The organism is Lyngbya aestuarii BL J (genome assembly GCF_000478195.2).
In the GTDB taxonomy this organism is placed as follows: Bacteria; Cyanobacteriota; Cyanobacteriia; order Cyanobacteriales; family Microcoleaceae; genus Capilliphycus; species Capilliphycus aestuarii.
On sequence record NZ_AUZM01000044.1, the window covers coordinates 40,024 to 51,650 of the forward strand.

Annotated in this window: 9 protein-coding genes and 1 pseudogene; 3 read left to right on the forward strand and 7 right to left on the reverse strand. The window is 40.4% G+C overall.

Going from position 1 to position 11,627, the window contains the following annotated elements; genetic code table 11:
* Nucleotides 1-24 precede the first annotated feature (24 nt).
* The gene (locus tag M595_RS17860) at nt 25-1,722 is read right to left on the reverse strand and encodes a CocE/NonD family hydrolase (RefSeq protein ID WP_238987093.1); all 1,698 of its coding nucleotides are present in this window, start codon (nt 1,720-1,722) and stop codon (nt 25-27) included.
* Between the two features lie 91 nt (nt 1,723-1,813).
* On the opposite strand from M595_RS17860, the gene M595_RS17865 reads away from it, so the two are divergent.
* Nucleotides 1,814-2,632 (forward strand): calcium-binding protein, encoded by an 819-nt coding sequence (locus M595_RS17865; RefSeq protein WP_023067744.1) that lies wholly within the window; start codon nt 1,814-1,816, stop codon nt 2,630-2,632.
* Here the strand turns inward: M595_RS17865 and M595_RS17870 are convergent.
* Entirely contained in the window at nt 2,629-3,102 is a 474-nt protein-coding gene (locus M595_RS17870; RefSeq protein ID WP_023067755.1) for a cupin domain-containing protein, read from the reverse strand. The two genes, M595_RS17865 and M595_RS17870, sit on opposite strands and share 4 nt — an antisense overlap.
* Nucleotides 3,103-3,356: 254 nt before the next feature.
* Here M595_RS17870 and M595_RS17875 point away from each other — a divergent pair, with 254 nt between their 5' ends.
* Both M595_RS17875 and M595_RS17880 read left to right on the forward strand, forming a co-directional pair.
* A complete protein-coding gene (locus M595_RS17875; protein ID WP_023067741.1) occupies nt 3,357-3,827 on the forward strand; it encodes a CHAT domain-containing protein in 471 nt (156 codons plus the stop codon).
* Between the two features lie 262 nt (nt 3,828-4,089).
* Nucleotides 4,090-4,716, forward strand: coding sequence for a hypothetical protein (locus tag M595_RS17880; protein ID WP_238987094.1), 627 nt, complete (start codon nt 4,090-4,092; stop codon nt 4,714-4,716).
* 21 nt (nt 4,717-4,737) lie between these two features.
* On the opposite strand, the gene M595_RS17885 is transcribed toward M595_RS17880, so the two are convergent.
* From M595_RS17885 to bchL, 5 genes and pseudogenes are all read right to left on the reverse strand, one after another.
* Nucleotides 4,738-5,304 (reverse strand): Uma2 family endonuclease, encoded by a 567-nt coding sequence (locus tag M595_RS17885; RefSeq protein WP_023067776.1) that lies wholly within the window; start codon nt 5,302-5,304, stop codon nt 4,738-4,740.
* A 12-nt stretch (nt 5,305-5,316) separates the two neighbouring features.
* Complete coding sequence (locus M595_RS17890; protein ID WP_023067770.1) at nt 5,317-6,630, reverse strand: YcjF family protein; 1,314 nt, start codon at nt 6,628-6,630, stop codon at nt 5,317-5,319.
* Between the two features lie 637 nt (nt 6,631-7,267).
* Nucleotides 7,268-8,665 (reverse strand): ferredoxin:protochlorophyllide reductase (ATP-dependent) subunit N, encoded by a 1,398-nt coding sequence (locus M595_RS17895; protein WP_023067757.1) that lies wholly within the window; start codon nt 8,663-8,665, stop codon nt 7,268-7,270.
* 249 nt (nt 8,666-8,914) lie between these two features.
* Nucleotides 8,915-10,267 (reverse strand): DUF5331 domain-containing protein, encoded by a 1,353-nt coding sequence (locus tag M595_RS17900; RefSeq protein ID WP_023067732.1) that lies wholly within the window; start codon nt 10,265-10,267, stop codon nt 8,915-8,917.
* 34 nt (nt 10,268-10,301) lie between these two features.
* Nucleotides 10,302-11,173 (reverse strand): annotated as a pseudogene (bchL, locus tag M595_RS17905) (ferredoxin:protochlorophyllide reductase (ATP-dependent) iron-sulfur ATP-binding protein).
* Between the last annotated feature and the right edge of the window lie 454 nt (nt 11,174-11,627).

Below are 11,627 nucleotides of genomic sequence, written 5' to 3' on the forward strand. Positions count from 1 at the left end.
GGTAGGGGCGTAAACTTTGCGCCCTTATTTCATGGGTAAACTGACAACAGGTAAAACAACTTTCGAGGGAAAATTCCCCCCGCAGCGTAGAGTTAACGTGATAATTTGTGCATCCATTAAACGAGTTTGACTCGGAGGTTGACCTGTTCCTGGGTTAACGGGATAAGCCGGAAAACAAGCCCCACTTAAACTTAAACGAATAGAATTGAATTGAGAGATTTTAATACAAGTTGCTTGTAATTTAATCCTTACCGGATTTTCCAAAGCTTCAACCCGAATATAACCCTGAGAGAAGTTATAAACACAGCCATCTGTTCTGACTTCCGAAAGAACCGCACAAAGATCAAAACTGGGTGTATCCGCTTCACAATAAACCTCGACAAAAATATCACCAGCTAGATGTAAATCTGTTTCTAAAGGCGCGGAAGTATAGGTTAAAATATCACTGCGACAATCTAAAGCCGAACGTTCAAAAGCACCAGGCGGAAATGTTGCATGACCCCCCAATGTTGGAACAGGTCGCCAAGGATCGTGAATGATAATATCAAAAGCTTCGGATTGAGTAATATCCTGTTCTTCTAAGTCAAATTCTGAGATATCTTCGAGTTCTAATGAGTTAGAAACTGATAAATTATCATAGATTGGAGTTGAATCTTCCTCTACAGGTTCCATCAAAATTCCAGCATCTTCTCTAATACTCGCGAGTCCGGTACTCATCAGAAAATAGGATTGATTTTGATTAGGCCAGGAGTAAAATTCACGCCATTGATTGCTTCCCATTTCAAATAAAGCGATGGGAGATTCCTCTAAAATTTCCGTGTCTATCCCTTTTAAAAAATAATCAAACCACCGAATTTGTAACTCATCAATTGGGTTGTTTGCTTCTATTCCATAATCAATTTCACCGACTTTTCTTCCCCAGGGAAGATGCGCCCACGGCCCAATAATTAAATGCTGAGGATGTTGACTCTGATTGACTCTTTCTTGATAAAAATTCAAAGTTCCGCGAAGATAAGTGTCAAACCAACCCCCAATATGTAGCATAGGTAAGTCAACATTATCAAGATTTGGAGAGAGATTTTTCCAGAAATAATCAGCTTGGTTATGTTCAATCCAATCGTGATAAAATGAATCGGGAGCTAACTGTTTTAAAATCTCAGGACTAGCGGGGACTTGATCAAACAAGGGTAAGTTTCGAGACGCTTTAAAAAGTCTTTGATAAGCCGTTTCATCTCCTTTAATTCGAGCAGTTTCTGTGGCTAACTGTATCGCCCATCCTAAATTTGCTTGTAAACAAAATGCTCCCCCTTCATAAGCCCAGTCTGCATATAAATCATAACCAATCATCGCCGGACAAATTGTTTTTAAAGCAGTTGGACGGGTAGAAGCTGCATAAATTTGAGTCATTCCTTGATAAGAAAACCCATACATTCCGACATTTCCTGAACTTCCTGGTAAATTCGCCGCCCAATTTACACTATCTTCTCCGTCTGCAATTTCCGCAGAAAAAAGGTTAAATTCTCCTTGAGAAGTTCCCCGTCCGCGTACATCTTGAATAACAACAATATAACCCTGTTGAGCGTACCACGTTGGGTGAGCATAAACAACCGTTGAAGCAATCGTTTTTCCATAGGGTTGTCGCATTAATAAAACGGGAAATTCTCCCGGCTGTTCGGGGCGATAAATATCCGCATCCAAACGCACTCCATCCCGAGTTGTCATTGATTGAGTTTGTTTAATTATTCTCATTCAGATAAAATTGAAGTATACTAGAAAAAATGATACTGTTTAAACATAGAACATACTGATTATTATGGTACTTAATCCCGGTTTATTAGACTCTCTCCCTGCTTGGTTTGCAACGAATAATCCTGATAATGACACCCTTACAACTGAACAAGCTTCCTCCTCTACAACCGTATTAGCTTTTCAAGGCAATGATACCATTACTGGATCACAAAATGCAGATGTTGTTTATGGAGGTCAACAAAATGATGAATTATTTGGACAAGCAGGTGGGGATAGTTTATTCGGAAATAAAGATACTGATTTATTAGATGGAGGGTTGGGTGATGATGTATTATTTGGAGGAAGTGGATCGGATTTAATTGTTGGAGGAGAAGGCGTTGATATTTTAATTGGCGATCGCGATGTTGATATTTATAAAGGAGGAGAAGGTGCAGATATTTTTGTCTTGCGAACCGATCAAGCTGGACAAACTCAAGAGGTAGATTCCTTTGTCTCCTTACTCCCTGGAATTCCCGATGAAGTTGAACTTCCTGATGCAATTCTGACTGATTTTGATTCTGCAAACGATCAGATTGCACTCACAGAAGGATTAACAAAACAGGATATTACTTTTGAAACCTTTAACAGTCAAGAAACTTTTGGAGTCACTATTGACTTGATTCTTCCGATTGTTTTATCTTCCGTACCTGAAGGAGTTGAGTTTTTAGAAAAAGGAGGTATATCTTCAGAAGATCTTGATCCCGATGGGGATGGAGTTCTGACGGGAACCGCAATCAGAATTGCTGACAATAATCAGTTATTAGGATATGTTTTGAATGTAGAACCAGAAGTTTTAGGGAATTTACCGAGTGATCGGTTTGTGTCATCAGAGGGGCTGTTTTAAGCAGAAGATAAATGAATCATTGAAGTCGTAAACCCATCCACCCGAGTCAATACTTTTAGATCTTCTTCGTCTAATTCTACAGGTGTTCCCCGACGAATTAATTCTGCAAAATCTTCATTCGGAACCATAATACAGAGGGCGTATAATCGAGTTGAACCTGTATTTTCTATCATGTGTGTTCCGGTTGGGGGAACTAAAATACTATTCCCGGCTTGAATTTTGACTTGTTTTCCATCGCAACTAACAACTCCTTCTCCTTTGAGAATAAAAAACATCTCAACGGCGAGTTGATGTCGGTTGGGTGGAGTTTTTCCACCAATATCGAATATTTCTATACAAACGGTTATCGAAGCGTTAGCGACATCAGGATCGAAAACCAACGCCAAACGGTTTGTATCGTGAGGACTAATGCGATAAGCTTGATAATCGTTCGGAGATTTGACAATGGGAATCATACAGCGATCGCTCATGTTTTGTTATCCTCATCGGAGTCTGTTTCCATTGCTATTTTGACTCATTTTTTGAAAATGCGTCGCGTAGCGTGCCGTTAGGCGTATCGGCTAAATTCACTTTTTGTCTACGTTTGTCAAGATAAGTTTAGTTAACGATTCTACAAGTGACAAACTAATTCTCTATTCTTTAAGCAGAGAAAATCAAAAGTTAGAGTAATAAATGCTATACTTGCTAAATAGTAAAAATGTTCTGTCTGAATTGCTTAGGCAAAATGACTTTAAATAAATCTCCTAAAAAAATTTTACTGTTATCAGCGAATCCAAGGGATACCATTAGGCTGCGAGTAGATCAAGAATTGCGTGAAATTGAAGAAGTCTTACAGAACTCTATAAACAGAGATCGCTTTCAGCTTATCCCAAAAACAGCAGTTCGTACAAGAGATCTTCAACAGATAATGCTGCATAATCAACCACATATTGTTCACTTTTCTGGACATGGTCAGGGAAATCAAGGTTTAGTATTTGAAGATATTCAAGGAATAACAAAGATAGTCTCTACAAAAGCACTTGCAGATCTGTTTGGGTTATTTGTAAGCTCTGTAGAATGTGTAGTGCTTAATGCTTGCTATTCAGTAGAGCAAGCTAGAGCAATAGCTGACCATGTTGACTATGTAGTTGGTATGAAGCAAGAGCTTGGTGATCAAGCTGCTATTGCGTATTCACAGGGTTTTTATCGTGCTTGATTTTACGATCAGTCTTATGAGATGGCACATCAGTTTGGTCGTAACGCCATTGATATAGAGAATCTTGATGACGAAAAGACGCCAATTATAAAAAAAAAGAATTTACCTATTTAAACAAGTTAGAGCGAATCTCAGTGGAAAAACCTCAAAGTATCCATTAATTTTAACAAAACTGTTTAATAAACTACCACGACGGCTTCAGAAGTTCATAGTTATAACTGTTATTGCACTTAAGGGTATTCAAGAAATCTTACGATTTGCCTTGGTTGTCTTTTTACTATGTCTTTGTGGTTATATAACTCCAAAGCAACTTCTATTAATCTATCTTGTTCTTATTGTTGGAATTATACTATCTGCAATAAAACCCGCTATTTCATCTATCTATACAGTACCTTCCGATCGGACTGGCTTGAAGCCAGCAATGATTCTGTTCAAAAAGATTTCACAAGAAAACTTGGGAAAAGTAGAGAGTTCACCAGATGAGTCTGAATTTAATAAATTAGTAGAAACTTATAAAAAAGCATCAAAAATAATTGCCGATCAATTCTCCGATCATCCAGAAATGCTAGAGAAGTATCCAGAAATTAGTGCGGCATTTCAAATGATGAATATAGGTCTTGAAAAAGTTAATGATTATTGGCAATTTGTTGAACAAGAGCGAAAAAAGCGTAATTTGAAGAATGGTGTACCTCCTATTAACTCAACTAATTGTCCACCCAAATATCCTATTCGAGCAACCGATCATATGAAAAATGCAGAATTTAACGGTAGATACTATTTTCCAGATGAACGGCGAGGATTAAAAGAGGTTTACTGGTGCTTCGCGAGTCCTCAAGAAGCCGAAAATGATAAATTTAAACGTCCAGATAAAAAACCACCAAAACAATAACCGAGCAGTTGAGTTAAAAATTTACCGTAAAGAAACATCTTCATAAACAGCAGCAAGAGAACAAGAGAAATTAATGCTCGTTAACTCCAATTCTTGATCACCTCGATAACTATAAAGCTCCCATCTTCCTTGTATATTACGTCGAAAACAATCAACACGCTGACGATTTTGACTAATTAAAACATATTCTTGTAGAGTTTCCAATTCTTGATAATCACTAAATTTATCACCTCGATCAAAGCCTTCTGTAGAAACTGAAAGAACTTCAATAATCAAACAAGGATAACGTTTGAAGTATTCAAAATTTGCATCTCTCGGATCGCAAGTCACCATCAAATCTGGATAATAGAAAATATTTAGAGTTTCAATGCGGGCTTTCATATCCGCAATATAAACCCGACATCCACTTCCGCGAATATGATTTCTTAATAAAGTCAGTAAATTTGCAGTAATCGTAACGTGGGCATCACTCGCCCCCGCCATTGCATAAATTTTTCCTTGAATATATTCATGTTTTATCGGGCTACTTTTTTCAGTTTCTAGGTATTCTTCGGGTGAAAAATAGGGATGAGATTGGCTAAAATTCATAATAATTATCTGTTAACTCTGAATCCCTTTAAACCGCTCTTTTGCTTCCTTAAACGCCTCATTCATCACCGACTGAATCTTCTGCGGATCGGGTTTCTTTCCCCCCATTAAATCCCCAAAATAAACACAAGCCCCTTCACCCAACGCCCAAGTATAAGCCGCCGCCCAAGACGCCGCAATCACACTCCCAAAACCGGGTATAAATTTCACCAACTCCCGCCCCACCGCTTGGGCGAGAAAACCGCCTGCGATCGCACTGACAACGCCCCCCGCCTGGGAAGGATTGAGGGTTTGCCCGTATAACTGCCCTAATAACCCCACCATTGACACTTGTAACGTCGTTAACACAGGCATTGTCGCAAAGGGTAGGGGAACCGCAGCCACCGTTGCTGTAATCACTGTAAACGCCAAAATATAACGCCGCCCGACATCCCGATAGAGGTTTCCCAGTTGTTGACTGGCTTGTTCATCGAGTAACTGATGAATGGTGCGGGCTTCGGCTTCGGGGAGTAAATCAGCTAAAGTATCTCTAAACGCTTCTAAACCATAAAATACAGGGTTGTAACCGTCTTCTTCTAAGGTAAAATCAATCATCACCGCGCGATCGCATAACCCTTTAAACCCCTCTTCTATCGCCTCAAAAGCCCGATTAACGGCTTCAAAATCGGGGGGATAGTCTGGATGATCTTCAACCTCTGGCGGATAAATTTCATGTAGACAAGTTACCACTAATAAGCAAGGAAGATGCGGATATTCTTGACGGAGTTGAGTTGCAATGGTTTTCAGTGTATCTGTCGCAAAATCATTAATCTTAACAGTCCAAATCAAAACTCTAGCACGATTATTCTCTATTTTTAAATCACCGACTAACTCTGCAATAATTTTCTCTGTTTCTTGGTTAACATCCCCCAAACCGACTGTATCGGTAAAAATCAATAACGGTAAATCATCTGAGGGATAGGCGTAACGTTCTGTGTGTTGCGTATGAGGGCGAAATCCCTGTCCAATAATTTCTGCTGAAACGCCTGTTAATCCCCGTACAATTGAACTTTTTCCCGCTTGCGGTTTTCCAATTAATAATGCTTCAGTTGTGGGAAGTTCGGCGCGAACCTGTTCTAAAATTGTAGCAACTTCTGATTCGGGAACCGTTAACCATCCAATCGCCGTTTTTTTAACTTGTTCTATTCCGGTTGTCGTATTCTTCCAAATATCCGCAATCAGATTTTTCCTAACATTTTTTTCCGTCTCAGTCGTCTTCCCTGGGGAGGATTCGTTAGACTGCTGAGAATTGGGGGACGGGGTGTTAGTATCCTGTGGCTCAGTCATTGGGAGCAAAATAGTAGAGGGTTAAAATTTAGAATACACAGATATTATCAAGAGGGTAAGATTCAGAAGACTTACTTATTATACAGCAGTTTGAGATCAGTTGAAACTCTGCTGAGGTTAACAACCTGTTTAATTCATCCTGGTTTCGTTACAGAATTTAAGACTAAAAACGCTAAAAAATTGATATAAATTTATAATTTCTCCTCAATCTAAAAATTCCGTCTTCTTTCTGAATATCACTTTATTTTAAAGACAATAAATTTTTTCAAAGATTCCGTAACCTTACTGAGGTCAAAGTCTTGTTTAGAGTTTAATATTGTATTATAGTTACACCTTTCAGGAGGTCAACATGACTGGCTTAGAATTGGGTATCTTTGTGATTAGTCCTCTAGTTTTCCTGGGATTAGCGATTTTATTTGCGTCTTAATCTAAAAAGATGTAAAACAAGCGATCACAAATTTTTTGATCATCCTATCGTTAATTGCATCCGATACAAACAGAGGAGGGTTCGCTGATTATAGGGGTTTTCAGTTAGATAAAATACTGTTTTTGAGAATAAAAGCCCGATTTCCTTGAGAAACACCGGGCTTTAAAAATGAAGCCTAATTTTGACTTTTAGAGACAAAGTTTAAAAAACTTAAACCTGCGCTTCTTCGGCGACTAACTTATCCCAACCCAAATCTTTGAGGTTGTTATTACGGCGTAGAGGACGAGTCACTAACTCTAGAATATCTCGCGCATTAGTAAAGCCATGAATTTGAGCAAAAGTAAACTCAACAGACCATTTTGTATTAATTCCTCGGGCTTCTAAAGGATTCGCATGAGCCATCCCTGTAATTACTAAATCCGGTTTAATTTCATGGATGCGTTGAAGTTGGTTGTAATTATCGGGTTTTTCAATAATTCTCGGAACAGAAACCCCCATTTCATGGCAAGTCTTTTCTAAGAAATCCAACTCCGCTTTTTGATAGCGCTTATCCATGTAAGGAATGCCAATTTCAGGACAAGTCATTCCGCAGCGAATTAGGAAACGCGCCAGAGAAATTTCTAACAAATTATCTCCCATGAAGAACACAGACTTACCGCGAATAAGCTGAAGATAATCTTCAAGATTTTGCCAAATTTGGGCTTCTCGTTCATCTAAACCTTTGGGTTCAATTCCAAATACAGAGCAAATTTTTTCAATCCAAGCGCGAGTTCCATCGGGGCCAATTGGGAACGGTGCGCCAATTAATTTACATTTGCGACGCCGCATTAATGCGCTTGCGGTGCGAGAGAGAAAAGGATTAACGCCACTAACATAATATCCTTCTTCTAAAATCGGAAGTTCAGTATAACGTTTAGCCGGAAGCCAACCCGAAACTTGAATTCCTTGTTTTTTCAATTCAAGGGTTAGATTTGTCACCACCGGATCGGGGAGAGAACCAAACAAAACTAAAGGCGGATGATCCACAAATACCGACTCAGCTTGATCCGTGTCCTCTTTTTTCTGACCAAAATTAAGCAGTTTTTGAATTGGGTTACGTTCGTCTTTTTCAGATTCAATTATCTTATTTGGACAACGAGCCGCCATCGCTGCTAAGACGGTATCTTCCCCTTGAGTAAACGCATAATCTAAGCCATTTGCACGAGCGACAACAATCGGAATGCCGATTTCTCCTTCTAATTTTGGGGCTAACCCTTCCAAATCCATTTTAATAATTTCAGTGGTACAGGTGCCGATCCAAACGATCACACTGGGGTTACGATCGCGTTTAATTTGTAAGCATAACCGCTTCAATTCTTCATAGTCATTGAGTTGGGCAGAAATATCCCCTTCCTCTAATTCTGCCATTGCATAACGAGGTTCTGCAAAAATCATCACCCCCATTGCATTTTGCAGAAAATAACCACAGGTTTTTGTTCCAATGACTAAGAAGAAACTATCTTCAATTTTTTGATACAGCCAAGCAACACAACTAATCGGACAAAAAGTGTGATAATTGCCAGTTTCGCATTCAAAGGTTAAAGCTTCAGGTTGTTCAGCAACAGTCATAAATTTTCCTCTCAATTCTTACAATTTTGCAAATACTTTTGGTGTGCTTTCGGTCGAAAGTTCAAATATTCAACGACATCGTATCGGACTTAAATCTTAGTCTGAACTTTAGGCTATTCAGGATAATTTTGCATAAACTATCCTCTGATCTTGGAACCCGTTGATCCAAAACCTCAAGTTTTATTTCAATCCGTTTTCAGGGTAGGTAGAGACGCACCCATCGCACATCTCTACATCTAGATGGGAAGATTATTTAAAGTCAGACAGAGCAATATCATCATCCTCATCCGACTCTGTTAGCCCTTCTAGATCAAGATCATCAAAATCTCCATCGCCAGAAGTCACTTCTCCCAAATCATCCAAACTGAGATCATCTAAATCACCCGAGTCTGACAAACTCCCAAACTCATCATCATCGCCGAGATCATCGAGTCCCAAATCATCCATGTCATCAGAAGAAAAGTCACCTTCAGCGAGTTCGTTGTCTGTTCCGAGATCACCGAGTTCAAGATCTCCCATATCGTCGGTTGAGGTATCGATTTGTAGATCGTCCTCTCCCAAATCATCCAGTCCGAGATCGCCTAACTCATCATCTGACTCTAGAGAGACTTCCTGATCTAAACCGAGATCCTGATCAGCATCCATATCCAAGCCCAGATCGTCATCGGTAGACAATTCATTATCCGACTCTAGATCCATGTCCATGTTTCCCAGACCTAGTTCAACGTCTGACTCTAGACTAATGTCTACTTCCTCCTCTAAACCGAGATCGTCATCGGAGTCCATATCCAAACCCAGATCGTCATCGGAGTCCATGTCCAAACCCAGATCGTCATCGGTAGACAATTCATTATCCGATTCTAGATCCATGTCCATGTCTCCTAGACCCAGTTCAACGCCTGACTCTAAACTGACTTCCATCTCCTCCTCTAGACTGATGTCTTCATCAGTCCCCATTTCTAGACTAATGTCTTCATCGTCTCCCATATCAAAACTGAGAGCTTCATTAGAACCCAGATCTTGATCGGAGTCGAGATCAATATCCATATCCATCTCTGAGACGGCTTCTGTGTCATCCCAAGCATCGGCGATCGCCATACCTGCGCCCATTGCGGCGGCTGTACCTGCGGCGGCGGCAGCCATTCCCCCGAAATTAGACTGGGACTCCTCAGCAGGGGGAGAATCGATTTCTGGGGCGGTTTGAAACTCAGTTGGATCTTCGACTGGGGAGGGTGGATGATATCCCGGTGCAGACTCGACAGGAGGTTGCTGATAACTCGGTGCAGCCTGTACAGGTGCGGTTTCCCCGACAGGTTGGTCACTCAAACCCAAAGCCAGATCAGGATCGAAATTTAACCCCAACACTTGGATTAATTTCTCGGGATCGGGATTGAGTGTGGAAAAAGGTAGCATAAACTGCGATACCTCTGGATCAAGAGCATTAATTACTCCTAAAATGAGGCTAGAGGGAGGTCTTCGACCGCCATCTGGAGTTTTCACTGAACTGAGTTGCATTTGTAAGAGTAACCAGTCTCTATTGGTTTGATAATAATGCAACCATTTATCTCGGAGATTAGCAGTAAAATCTTTAAAGAAAGCCATAACCTCTATTCCTCATCCTGAGCCGCTAGACTTATTAAACCATCATAAGATCTAGCTCCAATTCCTTATTTTGCACAGGGGGTTGGCTCGGATTCAGGTAAAAATCAGAAAGTAATGAAAATAATTCCCGATCGGGTACGTCTTGGGGAACAACGCCTTCGGGTTCGGAGAGAATCTGGTCGGCGATGTTCAGGTAATAATCGCACACATAGCTGAGAGTTGGATCGGTTTCTGCCATTTCAAATAGGGTTTTTCCTTTAACCCGAGAGACTCGAATATCTTCAATTAAAGGCAAGATTTCTAATACAGGCATGGGAACCGAGTCAATATACTTATCAATAAGATCCCGTTTGGAAGTGCGGTTGCCAATTAATCCAGCTAGACGTAGGGGGTGAGTCCGTGCTTTTTCCCGTACAGAAGCCGCAATGCGGTTCGCTGCAAATAAGGCATCAAAGCCGTTATCTGTGACTATCATACAATAATCTGAGTAGTTCAGCGGTGCTGCAAAACCTCCACAAACCACGTCACCGAGAACGTCAAACAGAATGACATCGTATTCGTCGAAGGCGTTGAGTTCTTTTAGCAGTTTAACGGTTTCACCCACTACATAACCGCCACAGCCTGCACCCGCCGGAGGGCCACCTGCTTCTACGCAGTCCACTCCGCCATAGCCTTTGTCAGACGTCAGCTCTTCCGATCTCAGATGTCTTCATAGTGATAGTCCTTTTCTTGCAGGGTATCAATAATTGTCGGAATTAAAAATCCGGTTAGGGTGAAGGTGCTGTCGTGTTTGGGGTCACAACCAATTTGCAACACTTTCTTTCCCCGTTTGGCAAGCGCAACCGAAATATTACAGCTTGTTGTTGATTTTCCAATTCCACCCTTTCCATATACTGACAGTTTCACGCTGGTTCTCCTTTATCAAGTGTTTATCAAAAATAATGGCGATCGCTTTTGGCGGCGATGGGGGATAAGTTCCCTTCAGTTCTTTTCCGTGATTGCACTCATTATTGTCTAACTCTTACACAAAAGAAAGGGCGGGCAATGATGAATCACGCTGTAATTTTATCTCACAGCTTTTATAAAGTTCCTAAATCTTTGCCATTCCTTCTCATCGATTCCTAATCTGATATTCCAGTTTTTAGTAAAATTTATGGTTTTTTATAATAAAAAGAGTTACAATAAACAAAAATAGGGATTTGAAGTCGATCCAAACCGATAACCCAACCAACTGACCCACCGGTTTGTCAGTGATAACACTGCGATCGCAGGTTGTTAAAGTCCCGGAAAATCAAGTATTGAGGATTCTTCGCCTCCCCAAATCAACATCTCGGACAATTTTGTTAACTTTAATGAATTT